Annotated in this window: 13 protein-coding genes; 3 read left to right on the top strand and 10 right to left on the bottom strand. The window is 62.8% G+C overall.

The features are described from left to right. Positions 1 to 2: 2 nt before the first annotated feature. The 10 genes from MUM_RS0106465 to tssA form a co-directional block, all read right to left on the bottom strand. Positions 3 to 437: a DcrB-related protein gene (locus tag MUM_RS0106465; RefSeq protein ID WP_010168282.1), complete on the bottom strand. Its 435-nt coding sequence runs from the start codon at positions 435 to 437 to the stop codon at positions 3 to 5. 15 nt (positions 438 to 452) lie between these two features. After that, a complete protein-coding gene (locus MUM_RS0106460; RefSeq protein WP_010168280.1) occupies positions 453 to 2,399 on the bottom strand; it encodes a type VI secretion system Vgr family protein in 1,947 nt (648 codons plus the stop codon). A gap of 3 nt (positions 2,400 to 2,402) precedes the next feature. After that, on the bottom strand, positions 2,403 to 5,081 hold the full coding sequence (tssH, locus tag MUM_RS0106455) for a type VI secretion system ATPase TssH (RefSeq protein WP_010168278.1): 2,679 nt from the start codon (positions 5,079 to 5,081) through the stop codon (positions 2,403 to 2,405). Beyond that, positions 5,074 to 6,117 carry a type VI secretion system baseplate subunit TssG gene (gene tssG, locus MUM_RS0106450; protein WP_010168276.1) on the bottom strand — a complete coding sequence of 348 codons (1,044 nt, stop codon included), beginning with the start codon at positions 6,115 to 6,117 and terminating at the stop codon, positions 5,074 to 5,076. Before tssG ends, tssH begins: the two co-directional genes overlap by 8 nt. Beyond that, the gene (gene tssF, locus MUM_RS0106445; protein ID WP_010168274.1) at positions 6,081 to 7,940 is read right to left on the bottom strand and encodes a type VI secretion system baseplate subunit TssF; all 1,860 of its coding nucleotides are present in this window, start codon (positions 7,938 to 7,940) and stop codon (positions 6,081 to 6,083) included. Before tssF ends, tssG begins: the two co-directional genes overlap by 37 nt. Beyond that, positions 7,937 to 8,452, bottom strand: a complete 516-nt coding sequence (tssE, locus tag MUM_RS0106440) for a type VI secretion system baseplate subunit TssE (protein ID WP_010168272.1) — start codon at positions 8,450 to 8,452, stop codon at positions 7,937 to 7,939. The genes tssF and tssE overlap by 4 nt, the downstream gene beginning before the upstream one ends. A gap of 78 nt (positions 8,453 to 8,530) precedes the next feature. Beyond that, the gene (locus MUM_RS0106435; protein ID WP_003213345.1) at positions 8,531 to 9,019 is read right to left on the bottom strand and encodes an Hcp family type VI secretion system effector; all 489 of its coding nucleotides are present in this window, start codon (positions 9,017 to 9,019) and stop codon (positions 8,531 to 8,533) included. 174 nt (positions 9,020 to 9,193) lie between these two features. After that, on the bottom strand, positions 9,194 to 10,690 hold the full coding sequence (gene tssC / locus MUM_RS0106430; RefSeq protein ID WP_010168270.1) for a type VI secretion system contractile sheath large subunit: 1,497 nt from the start codon (positions 10,688 to 10,690) through the stop codon (positions 9,194 to 9,196). Positions 10,691 to 10,692: 2 nt separating this feature from the next. Next, a complete protein-coding gene (gene tssB, locus MUM_RS0106425) occupies positions 10,693 to 11,199 on the bottom strand; it encodes a type VI secretion system contractile sheath small subunit (RefSeq protein WP_010168268.1) in 507 nt (168 codons plus the stop codon). A gap of 54 nt (positions 11,200 to 11,253) precedes the next feature. Continuing rightward, a complete protein-coding gene (tssA, locus tag MUM_RS0106420; RefSeq protein ID WP_010168266.1) occupies positions 11,254 to 12,273 on the bottom strand; it encodes a type VI secretion system protein TssA in 1,020 nt (339 codons plus the stop codon). A gap of 404 nt (positions 12,274 to 12,677) precedes the next feature. On the opposite strand from tssA, the gene tagH reads away from it, so the two are divergent. From tagH to tssK, 3 genes are all read left to right on the top strand, one after another. Next, the gene (tagH, locus tag MUM_RS0106415; RefSeq protein ID WP_029615787.1) at positions 12,678 to 13,994 is read left to right on the top strand and encodes a type VI secretion system-associated FHA domain protein TagH; all 1,317 of its coding nucleotides are present in this window, start codon (positions 12,678 to 12,680) and stop codon (positions 13,992 to 13,994) included. A gap of 62 nt (positions 13,995 to 14,056) precedes the next feature. After that, positions 14,057 to 14,563, top strand: coding sequence for a type VI secretion system lipoprotein TssJ (gene tssJ, locus MUM_RS0106410; RefSeq protein WP_010168262.1), 507 nt, complete (start codon positions 14,057 to 14,059; stop codon positions 14,561 to 14,563). 14 nt (positions 14,564 to 14,577) lie between these two features. Beyond that, the coding region (gene tssK, locus MUM_RS0106400) for a type VI secretion system baseplate subunit TssK (protein ID WP_010168261.1) at positions 14,578 to 15,739 on the top strand (1,162 nt) is incomplete at its 3' end.

Raw genomic sequence — 15,739 nt, 5'->3', positions numbered from 1 at the left:
ACTCAGGGCGTGGCGACGAAGTTGAGCGTGCTCTTGAGCGTCGCCCAATGTGCCGCCTCGGCAGGCCCCAGGGGCTGCGTCTTGACGTAGCTCAAGGCAATCAGGTTGCGTGTGCCGGGTATCTGCATCGCCAGCTGATATTGGTAAATATTGTCGCTGCCTTTGTTGAACCGGTTCTGAACTTCAAAGGCGTCGATGTCCTGCGCCGGTCCTACTTTGACGGCTTGGGCCGGCGAGTAACGAAGGTCCTTGACCTGCTGTTCGAGCTTTTTCAGCTGGCCTTCGAAGTTGTCTTGCAAGGTCTCGCCATCGGCCAACGGGCTGCGGCTCACCACCAGCGTGGTGCCCAGCTTGGCGAACTTGAGAATGTTGATCGAGGTGTCCTGTACCTCTGCATCGGGCAGGGTGAATCGGGCTTCGTTGATCAGGTAATTCATGGTGGAGAAATCTCGTTATTGACCAGCACCGGGCTTGCCGGGAAATTTTGACTCGACGGCGGACTTGATCGTGCCTTGCACGCCCTGAGCGCCGGGCGAGGTGCCCTTGTCGCTGCCCAGGTTGATGTCCAGTTTGCCTTTTGTCTGGATCTTGCTGCTGCCCGAGGAAAACAGGTTGAACGAGCCACAGGTCAGATTGATGTCTCCACCGGCCTTGAGCTCAATCACACTGTCGCCACACACCAGGCGAATACTGTCGCCAGCCTCGATGGTGTAGGTCGTGGCGGCACTGTCAGACTTGGCCCCGCCCACCAGCACGGTGTCGTTGTTGCGCACGACCCGCAGGCGATTGGAGCCAATGGTCACCGTCTCGTTGTGGCCGATAGTCTTATTGCGGTCATGCCCCACCGAATGGCTTTCATCCACCTCCACCACGATGTCCTGATTCCGCTCGGCATGGATGTACAACTGTTCCAGCCCCTTCTTGTCCTCCATGCGGATTTCATTGAAGTTGGCCGGCGTACCGCCTTTGCTGGAGCGGCTTTTCATCCCGCTTTGGGTGGCATTTTCCGGCAAGTCGTAAGGCACGGTCTGCTCGGCGTTGTACACCCTCCCGGTGATGATCGGCCGGTCCGGATCGCCTTCCAGGAAGCTCACTATCACTTCCTGGCCGATCCGTGGAATCTGCATCGAGCCCCAGTTTTTCCCGGCCCAGGACTGCGACACGCGAATCCAGCACGAGCTGTTTTCGTTGGACTGGTCGTGGCGGTCCCAATAGAAGTGCACCTTCACCCGGCCATATTGGTCGGTCCAGATTTCCTCGCCCTTGGGGCCCACCACCAGTGCCGTTTGCGGGCCTTTGACGATGGGCCGGTAGGTGTTGGCCAGCGGTCGGAAGCTTTGCTGTGCATCGATGCAGGTGAGGGTGCTTTCGAACTGGGCCGAGGCCGCACCCGCGCCGCTTTCCAGGCTTTCCTGAGCGATGTAGTAGCGGGCGCCGACGATCAGGTATTCGCGGTTCTGGTCGCGGCGGCTGAAGCCGGTGAGGCTGAACAGATGGCCGGAACCCAGGCCCCGTGCGTTGCCGCTGAATTCGACTTGTTCGTGCAGGGTTTGCAGGGCTTCGATGCGGGTGCGCGCGTAGTGTTCGCCGTCTTCGCTTTTGACGTAGGTGCCGGGGTAGTCGTACAGCGGGTAGTCGCCGGCGGTGTGCGGGCGCGGCATGGCCGAGCGCACGTCGATGCTGGCGCTGGGGCGCTGGAAGTCGTAGTCGTTGAGCTCAAGGGAGCCGGGCTGTACTTCCTGCGCCAGGTGCCAGTTGTGCATATGGTCGCGCTCGCGCTGCTGCTCGTCCTTGGGGTAGTACGGCACCGAGGCGTAGCCGGGCACGTTGGCGTGGGCGCCGTAGGCGTCGGCCAGCACCAGCACGTGGCGGTCCTGCTCGTGGCGGAAGAAGTAGTAGATGCCTTCCTGTTCCATCAGGCGGCTGACGAAATCGAAGCTGGTCTCGCGGTACTGCACGCAGTATTCCCACTCGCGGTACGGCCGGCTCAAGGCGTCTTCGAAGTCGGAAAACCCCAGGTCGCGGAACACCTGCTTGATGATCTGCGGGATGCTCAGGTTCTGGAAAATCCGGCAGTCGGACGTGCGGCTCAGCAGCCACAACCACGGGCGCAGGGTCACCTGGTAACTGGCGAACTGGCCCTGGTCGATGTTCTGGCTGCAGCGGGCGACGATACCGTGGAAGTGCCGCTCGCCACCGTCCGCCAGTTGCAGGTTCAGGCTCATCGGCTTGCCCAGCAACTGGTTGAGGTCGATGTTGGCGTCCAGCGAGGTCAGCTGCAATTCGAAGTTGAACAGCCGGCCCAACTCTTCGCCGCCGCCCATTTCATTGAGCAGCAGCACATCCGGCCCCAGTGGGCTGGTGATCTTGGCCAGGCGTGACGATTGGTTGAATAGCATTGTTTATGCCGCGTCGCTGAAGTCGTAGTGCAATTCGTTATCCCGTGTGCTGATGCGCACGCCTGCCAGTGCCTTGCCTTCGAGCATGCGGGTGAGGAATTCGCGGCTCATGTCCGGCAGCAGGCTGTTGGTCAGGAGGGTGTCGATCATCCGCCCGCCGCTCTCCGTCTCGGTGCAGCGGGACACGATCAGGTCTACCACATCGTCGTCGTAGTTGAAGTCGACCTTGTGGGTGTTCTCCACGCGCTTTTTGATGCGGTTGAGTTGCAGGCGGGTGATCGCTTTCAGCATCTCGTCGCTCAGCGGGTAGTACGGAATGGTCACCAGGCGGCCGAGCAGCGCCGGCGGAAAAATCTCCAGCAGCGGCTGGCGCAGGGCCTTGGCGATTTCCTCTGGCTCGGGGATGTTCGCCGGGTCCTTGCAGACCCGGGAAATCAGCTCGGTACCGGCGTTGGTGGTCAGCAGGATCAAGGTGTTCTTGAAGTCGATGACCCGGCCTTCGCCGTCTTCCATCACGCCCTTGTCGAATACCTGGAAGAAGATCTCGTGCACGTCCGGGTGGGCTTTTTCCACCTCGTCCAGCAGCACCACGCTGTAGGGTTTGCGCCGCACGGCTTCGGTCAGCACGCCGCCTTCGCCGTAGCCGATGTAACCCGGTGGCGCGCCCTTGAGGGTGGACACGGTGTGGGCTTCCTGGAACTCGCTCATGTTGATGGTGATCACGTTCTGCTCGCCGCCGTACATGGCTTCGGCCAGGGCCAGGGCGGTTTCGGTCTTGCCCACGCCGGAGGTGCCGGCGAGCATGAACACGCCAATCGGCTTGCTTGGGTTGTCGAGGCCGGCGCGGGAGGTCTGGATGCGCTTGGCGATCATCTGCAAGGCATGGTCCTGGCCGATGATGCGTTTCTTCAGGTGCTGGTCGAGGTTGAGCACCGTCTCCAATTCGTTGCGGGCCATGCGGCCCACCGGGATGCCGGTCCAGTCGGCGACCACCGAGGCCACGGCCTGGTAATCCACGGTGGGCAGGATCAGCGGGGTTTCACCTTGCAGGGTGCTGAGGCGCTGTTGCAGGTCCACCAGCTTGGCACGCAGTTCATCGCTTTCGTTGTTACCCGCATCGCTGTCCACGACACCGGCTTTTTCACGCAACGTCGCACGGGTGGCGAGCAGCTCGTCCACCAGGGTTTTCTCTTCGGCCCAGCGGGTTTCAAGCGTCGCCAGGCGCTCACGTTCGGCGCCCAGCAGCGCTTCGCTGTTGGTCTGGCGCGCACCGATGGCGATGCCGATTGCATGCTCGCGGGCGATGATTTGCAGCTCGGTCTCCAGCGCCTCGATACGCCGGCGGCTGTCGTCGACCTCCGCCGGCACCGCGTGCAGGCTGATGGCGACGCGGGCGCAGGCAGTGTCCAGCAGGCTGACGGATTTGTCCGGCAACTGGCGTGCCGGGATGTAGCGGTGGGACAGCTTCACCGAGGCTTCCAGGGCTTCATCGAGGATCTGCACCTGATGGTGTTTTTCCATGGTCGAGGCCACGCCGCGCATCATCAGCAGCGCCTTGTCTTCCGACGGCTCGGCCACTTGCACCACCTGGAAACGGCGGGTCAGGGCCGGGTCCTTTTCGATGTGCTTCTTGTACTCGGCCCAGGTGGTGGCGGCCACGGTACGCAAGGTGCCGCGGGCCAGTGCAGGCTTGAGCAGGTTGGCCGCGTCACCGGTGCCGGCGGCGCCACCGGCACCCACCAGGGTGTGGGCTTCGTCGATAAACAGGATGATCGGTTTCGGCGAGGCCTGGACCTCTTCGATGACCTGGCGCAGGCGCTGCTCGAACTCGCCTTTCATGCTGGCGCCGGCTTGCAGCAGGCCCACGTCCAGGCTGCGCAGTTCCACATCTTTCAGTGCCGGCGGTACGTCACCGGCGACGATGCGCAGGGCGAAACCTTCGACCACGGCGGTCTTGCCGACGCCGGCTTCACCGGTCAGGATCGGGTTGTTCTGGCGCCGACGCATCAGGATGTCCACCAGTTGGCGGATCTCTTCGTCACGCCCCACGATCGGGTCGAGCTTGCCGCTGCGGGCCTGTTCGGTCAGGTCGACGGTGAAGCGCTTGAGGGCTTCCTGCTTGCCCATGGCGCTGGGGGCCATGGCGCCGCTGGCTTCGCCGGGCACCGCGCCGGCGTTGAAACCGTCGCTGGCACTCAAGGCATTTTCGGGCGAGTCGCCGACGTATTCATCGAAGCGCTCGCTCAGGGCTTCGGCCTTGATCTTGTCGAACTCCCCCGACAACCCCAGGAGCGCGTGGCGCAGGCTCGGCGTCTTGAGAATCCCCAGCACCAGGTAACCGGTGCGCACCTGGCTTTCGCCAAACATCAGGCTGCCGTAGACCCAGCCACGTTCGACGGCTTCTTCCACGTGGGACGACAGGTCGGTGATCGACGTCGAGCCACGGGGCAGGCGGTCCAGGGCTTCGGTCAGGTCGCGGGCGAGGCGCGCCGGCTCGACGTTGAACTGACGAATGATGCGGTGCAGGTCCGAGTCCTGCAGTTGCAGCAACTGGTGAAACCAGTGGGCCAGTTCCACGTACGGGTTGCCCCGCAGCTTGCAGAACACGGTGGCGGCTTCGATGGCCTTGTAGGCCACGCTGTTGAGTTTGCCGAACAGTGCGGCGCGACTGATTTCACCCATGCTCTGGATTCCTTGAGGTGTTGGCGTGTTCGGCGTAATGCCGGGCCAGGATTAGGTCGTTGGCGTCGTGCCCGGGTTGGCCGAGCCAGGTGTTGAAGCCCAGGCGGAACTGGCCATTGAGTTGCAGCGCCGGCACTTCGGGTTGTTGCAAAACCAGGTTCAGGTCCCAGTCCAGTTCATGGCCCAGGTATTCGGCGACCCAGGCCACCAGCTCGTTGAACGGCTGGCTGCCGGGCAACATGCCCATGTAGTCATCGAGCTTCAGTGGGCCGAGGCGGATACGGAATTTGTGCTGGCGGTCCCACACATGGCTGCCCAGGCAAAAGTCCACGCCCAACTGATTGGCGCTGACACTCACGCGGCTGCGCTCGGGCAGTTCCAGCCATTGGCCGACGTACTCTTCGATCTCCACCGGCAGGCCGAAGTACTCACCGAGAATCGCCTTGAGGCCATCCGGGTAGCGGGTTTGCGCCGACAGATGCCCGCTGTAATGCAGTTTCGCCGTGTCGGGGATCAGGCCCTGGTTGAGCAGGCTCGGTGTACCGCGACCGCTCAAGGCGGCGAGGCGCGCCGACCAGTAATCATCGTTCGGGCGGTCATGGCTGACGGTGGGCCGCGCCTCGGCCCAGGCCCGATAAAACAGGGTCAGCAGACGGTGGTGGAACACATCCAGGAAGCGCTTGCTGGTGCTGTCGGCGTTGTTGCGCTGGCGCTCGCGCACGTACTCGGTAATGTGCAGCGGCAGCGGGCCGTTGGGGCCACCGAGGCCAAAAAAGAACTGCTCCAGCCGTGCCGGTTTGCCTTCAGCGCCGGGCTCGACCGACGCCAGTGTGGCCGGGGCAAAGGTGCAATCGGCCTGCTGCCCGAGGCGCAACGGATCATCTGCCAGGCGCAGGGAATGCCCCAGGCGTGGCAGGCCAGGCGATTCGCACTCGATACGACGCAGCGCCTGGAAGAAGTCATATTCCCAGGGCTCCTGATGCATCGCATCCAGGGTACTCACAGGGTCGGACGGCGTCCGGGCTTGGCTTTCCATCGCATGATCTCGCCGCGTTCGGTGGTACGGATCACCGTCTCGGTAAAACTGTTGATCGACACGTAGCGTGCCAGGAACCGTTCAAACACCGCACCGAGCAGGAACACGCCGGTACCGCGGAACGCGTTTTCATCAAATTCCAGGGTGATTTCCAGGCCCCGGCCAAACACGATCGGGCCGGGCATCGGCAGGCGGCGGGTCACCGCTTTGCTGCGGACCTCGCGCAGGCCTTCGATCTGCAGTTGCAGGGCGGCATCGTTGCTGTCGCCATACAGGCGCAGCAGCTCGCGCAGTGCGGCGGCGCCCTGGCCTTGCTCGCTCAACGACAGGTAGTTCAACGACAACTGGCTGATCAGGCGCCAGGCCTTGGCGTCATGGGCATGGCTGGCGCGCGGTCGGCTCGGCCCGGCGACGCAGCGCACCGCCAGCACCGGGGCGCTGTCGGCCAATGTGAAGTCGGTTTTGCCGTTGCCCACGCTCATGAACAGCGGCAAATCGCGGTTGGTGCACAGCGCAGTCACGCCGAGTTGGCGCAGGTCATGGCGGTATGGCGCTTGCTGGCTGTCCACCAGGCTGACGAAGGTTTCGCTGCCCACGTAGGTGGAGCGCGGCCCGTTACGGCGTTGGTCGCTCGACAACACGCGGGGTTCGCGGCGCACCGTGTAGTAAGCCTGGTCACGACCGTAGCGCGACGGATCGCGCACGGCGTAGAACGGCAAAAATGGCTGCTCCGGTCCGGTGCCGTGGCCCGTGATACCGCTCAGGGAGTGAATCTCGAAATCCATCGGCCGGGTGCGGTCGGCGATCACGTGGTGTTCGTTGACCCGCTCGGACAAGTGAATCCGGTCCACGCGCTTGGGAAACAGATTGATCGCCGGGGTGCAGAACGGCACGAATTGCGCCTTGCCGACGCTGCCTTCCAGGCTCGGATCGTGCCGGTCGAACAGCACAATCAGTTCCAGCTCCTGGCCGTCGCAGCGTTTTACCGCGCGGCTCAGTTCCGCGAACTCGACGAACAGAAAACGGTGGGGCAGGGCGAAGTACTCCTGAAGCAGGCGATAGCCCTGGAAGGCGCGCGGCACCACCGGCATCGCGGCATCGGCGTCGTCAAAACCCCGGGAGCGCAAGGCATCCGGCGGCAGGCGTTCCACCCAATCACCGCCGGGCTTGCGCGCGAACACCGCACAGGCATTGCCCAGCAGTTGTTCGTAGAGGCGGAACGGTTGTTCGTCGGCACCGCTGAGGTACAGCGGCAAGTTATCCAGCGCGAGGCTGTTGAACGGTAACTCGGCGCCGGTGCGCAGGGTCAGACGCAGGCCAGCCTTGGCCTTGGGTTCACTGGCGGCCAGGCGTCCCAACACTGCGGACGGGTTGCCGAAGTACTCGGCCTGGGCGACCTGCAACGGCCACAACGTCACCGGGTGAGCGGTGCGGTACTCGCAGCAGGTCTGGGTTTCGCGGCCCAGTGCGGCGCGCAATACCGTGTCGCGGGGCAGCGGAAAACCGCTGGCCAGGGAGCCTTCATCGGGATCGGCCTGCAACTGCACCACGGTCATCGACGGGGTCGGTGCCAGGTAGTGCGGGTAGGCGATTTCCAGCAGGTTGTGGGTGAAGGTCGGGTACTCGGCGTCGAGCTTGAGCTGTACCCGCGCCGTGAGATAAGCAAAGCCTTCGAGCAAGCGTTCGACGTACGGGTCGGCGCAGTCCATGCCGGACAGGGTCAGCCGACTGGCGATCTTCGGGTATTCCTTGGCGAACTCCGCGGCGCTTTCGCGCACGTGGTGCAGTTCCTGGTTGTACAGCTCCAGCAGGCGCGGGTTCATGGGCGCCTCCGCTGGTCGGCGTTCACCACACGCACATGGCCGGACTCCAGGTCCAGGTCGGTTTGCAGCAACAGGCGCAACGGCACCGGCTGCGCCCACAGGTCGCCCTCGATCTCGAAACTCAGGGCGTTATGGTTCATTTCGCCATGGCCGACGCGTGCCTTGACCCGCAGGGTATGGCGCAGGATACGTGGCTCGAAAGTGGCGATAGCCTGTTGGATCAAGGCTTCCAGGGCGCTCACGTCGACACTGGAGACACTGTTGCCCGCCAGCGCCGGCAGCCCGTAATTGACCACCGACGTACCGGCGGGCGTGTGCAGCGTGGCATCGGCGTTGAGCAATGAAGTGGTGTTGAGCAGCCACGTCAGGTCACGCAGCACCGAGGCTTTCAATTGGCTCAGGGACAGCACGCGTTTGTCGGCGCTTTCCTTGGGATTGGTCGGGTCATCGTCGGTCAACCGGTCCAGCAGGGACGGTTGCAGGCGATCGCGGGAAGCAATTTCAGTTACCACCAAAGCAGCTCCACGGACGGGTTGCGAGAGGAACAGGGGGCTTGCAGCCGCCGCCTGGGGCGGCGGCTACAGGGGCAATCAGCGTTTGGTGTTGGAGCGAATGTTCCAGCCGAACTTGATCGCGCCGCCGTCTTTGGTGCCGTCGGCTTTCTGTGGCTGGTAGTCCACCATCACCTGGGCAAAGTTCAGGGTGACGTTTTCGGTCAGGCGATCATCGCTGCCCGAACCGCCGGTGCTCAGGGAAGTCACCAGCACTTCTTCCAGGTTGATGATCATGTATTCGACCTGGCTTTCACCGCCGGCCTTGCGCACGGTCAGGGTGACCTTGTCGATGTGCTTGCCGCTGGCGCAGTGCATCATCAGGTTCGGCGAGGCCTTGTCGACGTACTTGGTCAGCGACAGGTCCTGGATGTTCACCTTGCCCGCGCCGCCGCCACCGCCCACGTGCATGTTGCCGGACTGGGCCATGCCCCAGCTCCAGTTCAATACGTCGATTTCGTCCTTGTGGGCCTTGTCCATGGACTCGCCCTTGATGTCGCCGATCTTGATGAAAATATCAACAGCCATGTTTTCTCCCTGTGTGGTCTCAGCCACGATATTTGGTTAACCCAAGGGCGGTGCTTTTCTGTGGGAGCCGGGCTTGCCCGCGATGGCATCACTGCGGTCTGACTGACAGACCGCGTCGCCTGCATCGCGGGCAAGCCCGGCTCCCACAAAAAGCCCGATCCCGGCGGATCTTTATTACGCGCCTTTCGCCGAAGGCAGTTTCGATACCAGGCGCAGCGACACGGTCAGCCCTTCGAGCTGGTAGTGCGGGCGCAGGTAGAATCTGGAGTTGTAATACCCCGGGTTGCCTTCAACGTCTTCCACGATCACCTCGGCAGCGGCCAATGGATGCTGGGCCTTGGTGGTTTCGGTGGAGTGCGCCGGGTCGCCGTCGACGTAGTTGAGGATCCAGTCCTGCAACCAACGCTGCATCTCGTCCTTCTCTTTGAAGGAGCCGATCTTGTCGCGCACGATGCACTTCAAGTAGTGGGCGAAACGGCAGGTGGCGAACAGGTACGGCAGGCGTGCGGCCAGGTTGGCGTTGGCGGTGGCGTCCGGGTCATCGTATTCGGCCGGTTTCTGCAACGACTGGGCGCCGATGAAGGCAGCGAAGTCGGTGTTTTTCTTGTGCAGCAGCGGCATGAAGCCGTTCTTCGCCAGTTCCGCTTCACGGCGGTCGCTGATGGCGATTTCGGTCGGGCACTTCATGTCCACGCCGCCGTCATCGGTCGGGAAGGTGTGGGCTGGCAGGTTCTCGACTTCACCGCCCGACTCCACGCCACGGATGCGCGAGCACCAGCCGAAGTGTTTGAACGAACGGTTGATGTTCACCGCCATCGCGTAAGCGGCGTTGGCCCAGGTGTACTTGGAACTGTCCGCGCCGTCGGTGTTTTCTTCGAAGGCGAAGGCTTCCACCGGGTCGGTCTTGGCGCCGTACGGCAGGCGCGCCAGGAAGCGCGGCATGGTCAGGCCGATGTAGCGCGAGTCTTCCGATTCACGCAGGGAGCGCCAGCCGGCGTATTCCGGGGTGGTGAAGATCTTGGTCAGGTCGCGCGGGTTCGACAGTTCCTGCCACGAGCCCATGCCCATGACGGTGGGCGAGGCAGCAGCAATGAACGGCGCATGCATCGCGGCGCAGACTTTCGACAGTTCGCCCAGCAACTCCACGTCGGGAGGCGACTGGTCGAAGTAGTAATCGCCCACCAGGCAACCGTAAGGTTCGCCGCCGAACTGGCCGTATTCTTCTTCGTACATCTTCTTGAAGATCGGGCTCTGGTCCCACGCGGTGCCCTTGAATTTCTTCAGGGTCTTGTGCAGGTCCGGCTTGGAGATATTGAGCACGCGAATCTTCAGTTGCTCATCGCTCTCGGTGTTGTTCACCAGGTAGTGCAGGCCACGCCAGGCGCTTTCCAGTTGCTGGAAATCCTGGTGATGGATGATCTGATTGACCTGGGCGGTGAGCTTGGCGTCGATGGCGGCGATGATCGACTCAATCGACTTGATGGCGTCGTTGGACACCAGGTCCGTCTGGGCCAGCGCCTGCTCGGCCAGGGTGCGCACGGCCGTTTCCACGGCTTCGCGAGCACGCTCGGTCTTGGGTTTGAATTCTTGCAGCAACAGCGAGGCGAACTCGCTGGTTTCTTCGGTAGCGCCCAGGTTCTGGACGCCTTCGCGGGCGGTATTCTCGGTCATGATTACTGGTCCCCTGCCGGCTTCGGCGCGCTCGCAAGGGCCTGCAGCAATGCCGGGTCCTTGATTGCTTTCATGATGATTTCTTCAGCGCCGGTCTTGCCGTCCATGTAGGTCAGCAGGTTGGCCAGTTGCGTGCGGGCTTCGAGCAGCTTGTTCAGCGAGTCGACCTTGCGCGCCACGGCGGCGGGGCTGAAGTCGTCCATGCTTTCGAAGGTGATGTCCAGGCTCAGGTTGCCTTCGCCGGTCAGCTCGTTGGGCACGTGGAACGCGACGCGTGGCTGCATGGCCTTGAGGCGCGAGTCGAAGTTGTCGACGTCCACTTCAAGGAACTTGCGGTCGGCCACAGGCGCCAGAGGCTCGGCGGGCTTGCCGGCGAGGTCGGCCATCACGCCCATGACGAAGGGCAGCTGGACCTTTTTCTCGGCGCCGTAGAGCTCGACGTCGTACTCGATCTGCACCCGAGGCGCACGGTTGCGCGCGATGAATTTCTGAGAACTTTGCTTCGCCACGTTGCTGCTCCTGGTCGCTTGAGCGACGGTGTTGTAACTGCGCGATCCGTACGCTTACTCGCTGTCCGGCCCACGCAGATTTTCAAATTGGGACATGCCGTCCGGAATCAGGTTGCGCACGATGGCCGCAAAGTCGGCGTGCACCAGATTCTTCGCCCGGTTCAACAACACCGGCAGCGGGCTCGAAGGCTCATGCCGGGTGTAGTACGCAAGGATTTTGTCGAGGCTGCGCAGCACTTCATCGCGGCTGGCGATGTCGCCGTTGGGGCGTGCTGCAACGGGCGCGGCGGCGTATTCAACCGAGGGGGCATTGTCGTCACTGACAACCTCGGGCTCGCTGGCGGCGCCACTGTGCGGGGCGTATTGATTGAGTATCTGCACGGCCTGCTTGAGCAGTTGCTTCAAGGGGCCGAGGTCCACGCCCTGGGCGGAACCGACCTGGTCGCTGACGTGTTGTTCGATGGCTTCGCAGGCCGTACGGGCGGCGTTCAGCGCGTCGCGGGTGGCTTGCAGTTGCTCGGCGTCGCTGTCGAGGAAAGCCCCGTTGAGCTGTTCGGCACCGAGGTTTTCGCCGGGGAAAGGTTGCAGCCCGCTGGCATTCAGCGCGGCGCGCAGGCTGACGGGGCCGAAGGTGCGCGAGCGAGTGAGAATGGCTTCGCGCAGCAGGCGGATGTTCGCGTCGCTGGTCACGCCGCTGAGGGCGTTGATGCGCACGGTGGGGTCGTTGTCGTCATCGGCATCCAGGCGCGGATGCAGGTCGGCCCAGTATTCGCGCAGCAGCGCGTTGATCAGTGTGAGCGCGTCGGCAAGCCCCGCAATACCCTGGAGGGCGAGGGCGCTTTGCAACAGGAAATGGGTGATGCGCAGGTCTTTGCTGCGCTGCAGGAGGTCGAGGCTTTGCTGCTGGATGCTGCGCCATTCCGGAGGTTCGGCAGGCAGGATCGAGTCGCCCATGCTGCGCTCGGGTTGGCCCTGTGCGGCACGCTCAAGATGCAAATAATCGGCGTCATATTCCAAGTCTTCGCCACAAGGCGAAGTCGCGGAAACGGCGGCGAGCAGCAAAGGCACATCCACTAAATTCGATCTCCCTATCAGCCCGTTAGATGGCGGGCAATTCATGCATTAGTTGCGCGAGGAACTTTGCATGTTTTCTTGGTCATATTAAGCGCTTTGACATCATGCTGATTTCAAAGTGCCATCATTGGTGTTCAAGAAGTTGTGCATTTTTGGTGTAGTACTTATGCCTTGTCAAGGTAAGCTATTCGCCCTCTATGACAGATGTGCGGTGCTTAACATCTTGTGCGACTGATCAGTCGAAGCAGGTGCCGGGGCAGGATTTTTGTCATAGAGGCCGGTTAAGATCAGCAATTACGCGGGTTGAAGCAGGCTTTCAAGGTATTGGAAGGATCTGTCGTGGATCTCTCGGGAGCCGTTCTCCCTGGAGATGGCCGCGCGCGAAGTATCAGCAAGGAGGCAAGATGTCGCTGTGCTTGACTATCACTAGTTATCACAAGATTACCCCTGGCCAGTGCCCTGAAAAGTCCATGGAACAGGGAGTGATGGCTATTGGCCGCGGTTCCGAAAATGACTGGATACTGCCTGATCCCGAGCGCCTGGTTTCCACGCAACATTGCGTTATTCAGTACAAAGAAGGTCGTTATTATTTAACTGATAACAGCACTAATGGTGTTGAGTTAGTGCATGCCGGTATTCGTTTGCGCCGGGGAAACAGCGAGCCATTACACGACGGCGAACTGATCCGCATCGGTGATTACGAAATCCAGGCGCGCATCGATTTCAACCTGAAAGTGACAGACAACCCGGCGTTTGCCGGCGACTCATCCAACAGCTTCGAAGCCCTGATGGGCGCCGCCGTGAAGGCCCCGACGCCGCAACCGGTCATCGCGCCGCAGTTCCAGGGCGCCTCGTCGATGGACACCCTGCCGGACCTGTTCGATTTCCTCGCGCCCACCAGCGTCCCGCCGGCCACCGTGCACGATCACGTACCGGCCGAACAACACGACTTCCGCCCACCGACGCCGCTGCCCGTGGCTGAGCCGCCGGCGCCTGTGGTCTCGGGCTCGGTGATTCCCGAAGACTGGGACCTGTTTGGCGATGCCCCGGCACCTAAGCCGGTTGCACCGCCGCCTCCACCGATCATCGAGCCCTCCAAGGTCGAGCAACCGCTCCCGGTGGCCGACGGCAACCCACCCGACTTACTGCAAGCCTTCCTGCGCGGCGCGGGCCTCGACGCATTGCGCCTGGACAAGGCCCAGGCTGAAGCCCAGATGGAAAGCATCGGCCGCAGCTACCGGCTGATGGTCGAAGGCCTGATTGACGTGTTGCGTGCTCGCGCGAGCCTCAAGGGCGAGTTCCGCATGCAGCAGACGGTGATTCAACCGGTGGAAAACAACCCGTTGAAATTCGCCCCGAATGCCGATGAAGCGTTACTGCTGCTGCTACGCCACAGCAACCAGGCGTTTATGGCGCCGGACGTGGCCGTGCGCGACAGTTTCGACGATCTGCGTGCTCACCAACTGGCCGTCATGGCCGGGGTCGAAGCCGCCATCAAACACCTGCTGACACGCTTCGAACCGGCGCAGCTCGAAGAGCGCATGGGCAAGCCCGGCGGGCTGTCGAGCCTCTTCAACGGATCGCGCCAGGCCCAGTACTGGCAGCAGTTCACCGAGATCTACAGCAATATTTCCCGCGAAGCCCAGGAAGATTTCCAGGACCTGTTCGGGCGTGAATTCAGCCGTGCCTACGAAGAGCACAGCACCCGACAGCGACGCTAAAAACACCGCCGCATCGCAACAATGGAATAACGGATAGCTAAGTACGTCATTGAGGACGCAGGATGATTCCCAGGTTTTTACTCGCAGTCGCCACCGCGCTTCTGCTGACGGCGTGTGCCAAGGATGCAGCCAAACCCGAGGCCCCCGAGGCTGAGGCAGACACCGCCGCCGTCGAGCTGCATTTTCACGCCATCTCCGGGCTCAACCCCGGTTCCAATGGCCAGGCAGCCCCGGTGCGGGTGCGGATTTTCGAGCTGAAAAATGCCGCCACCTTCAGCCGTTCCGACTACTTCGCCCTGGCCGATCGCGCCCAGTCGACCCTCGGCCTCGACCTGCTCGACCAGGACGAGGTGGTGATCCAGCCCGGCCAGCAACTGAGCGTCCAGCGCGACCTCGACCCGTCCACGCGCCAGATCGGCCTGCTGGTGGGCTATCGCGAACTGGACCGCGCCGAGTGGCGCACCGTACTCAATGTGCCCGCGCGCCAGTACACCGAATACCAGATCAGCCTCGATGTGCATGCCGTGCGTGCCGACGTCGTGGTTCCCCCATCCAGCCCTGCCCAATAAGAATCGGAGCCCCCATGTCCTGGAACAATCGCGTGGTCTGGTCGGAAGGCATGTTCATCGGAACGCAGCACTTCCAGCAGCATGACCGTTACCTGGAAAACCTGATCGATGCGCGCAGCCGCCCGCTGTCGGCCGGGGCCTGGGGCTTCTCCGAATTGCTGATCGACCAGGGCCTGCTGGCCCAGGGCAAGCTGGCGATCGTCTCGGCGCGCGGTCTGTTGCCTGATGGCACGCCGTTCAATATCCCCCAGGATGACGTGGCGCCGAGCCCGCTGAACATCGACGACAACCTGCGCGATGGCCTGGTGTACCTGGCGTTGCCCCTCAAGCGTGCCGGCGCCCGTGACACCGTCGACGAAGGCGAAGCCCTGGAAGCGGCGCGCTATGTCAGCCAGGTACGGGAAGTGCGCGACGACAATGCCCCCTTCGAAAACCGTGCCCCGGTGGCGGTCGGCGCCCGCGCCTTGCGCCTTTTGACCGCCCAGGATGGCATCAGCGATTACGCCGCCATCGGCCTGGTGCGCATCAAGGAAAAACGCGCCGACCGCGCCCTGGTGCTGGATGACAGCTACATCCCGCCGGTACTCGATGTGGCGGCCAGCAAACCACTGACCGCGTTTCGCAGCGAACTGCTGGGCCTGCTGCACCAGCGTGGCGAAGCGTTGGCCGGACGCGTGGTGGCCTCGGGCGCCGGTGGCGCTTCGGAGATTGCCGATTTCATGCTGCTGCAGCTGGTCAACCGCGCCCAGCCGCTGATCCAGCACCTGAGCCAATTGAGCCCGCTGCACCCGGAGCGCTTTTTCAGCGAACTGGTGAGCCTGGCCGGCGAGTTCTCGACCTTCTCCACCACGGGCCGCCGCCCCCAGGAATACCCGCACTACCAACACGACGACCTGAGCCTGAGCTTCACCCCGGTGATGCAGGCGCTGCGCGAGGCGCTGTCGATGCTGATCGACAGCAAGGCCACGCCGATCCCGATTGTCGAGAAAGCCTACGGCGTGCACGTGGCGATGCTGGCCGACAAAACCCTGATCGACAGCGCCAGTTTCATCCTGGTGGTGCGCGCCGACGTGCCGGGCGAAACCCTGCGCGCGCGCTTCGGCCAGCAAAGCAAAGTCGGCTCGGTGGAGCACATCCGCGACCTGGTCAACCTGCAACTGCCGGGCATCGGCCTGC

This window comes from Pseudomonas sp. PAMC 25886 (assembly GCF_000242655.1).
Lineage (GTDB): Bacteria > Pseudomonadota > Gammaproteobacteria > Pseudomonadales > Pseudomonadaceae > Aquipseudomonas.
Note: the sequence above shows the minus strand (reverse complement) of the source record. Positions and strands in the feature narration are given on the sequence as shown.

Coding starts and splice junctions, on each gene's coding strand:
- tssG (WP_010168276.1), bottom strand. CDS start 6,117: ATGGAAAGCCAAGCCCGGACGCCGTCCGACCCTGTGAGTACCCTGGAT.
- MUM_RS0106435 (WP_003213345.1), bottom strand. CDS start 9,019: ATGGCTGTTGATATTTTCATCAAGATCGGCGACATCAAGGGCGAGTCC.
- tssH (WP_010168278.1), bottom strand. CDS start 5,081: ATGGGTGAAATCAGTCGCGCCGCACTGTTCGGCAAACTCAACAGCGTG.
- MUM_RS0106460 (WP_010168280.1), bottom strand. CDS start 2,399: ATGCTATTCAACCAATCGTCACGCCTGGCCAAGATCACCAGCCCACTG.
- tagH (WP_029615787.1), top strand. CDS start 12,678: ATGTCGCTGTGCTTGACTATCACTAGTTATCACAAGATTACCCCTGGC.
- tssC (WP_010168270.1), bottom strand. CDS start 10,690: ATGACCGAGAATACCGCCCGCGAAGGCGTCCAGAACCTGGGCGCTACC.
- tssJ (WP_010168262.1), top strand. CDS start 14,057: ATGATTCCCAGGTTTTTACTCGCAGTCGCCACCGCGCTTCTGCTGACG.
- MUM_RS0106465 (WP_010168282.1), bottom strand. CDS start 437: ATGAATTACCTGATCAACGAAGCCCGATTCACCCTGCCCGATGCAGAG.
- tssF (WP_010168274.1), bottom strand. CDS start 7,940: ATGAACCCGCGCCTGCTGGAGCTGTACAACCAGGAACTGCACCACGTG.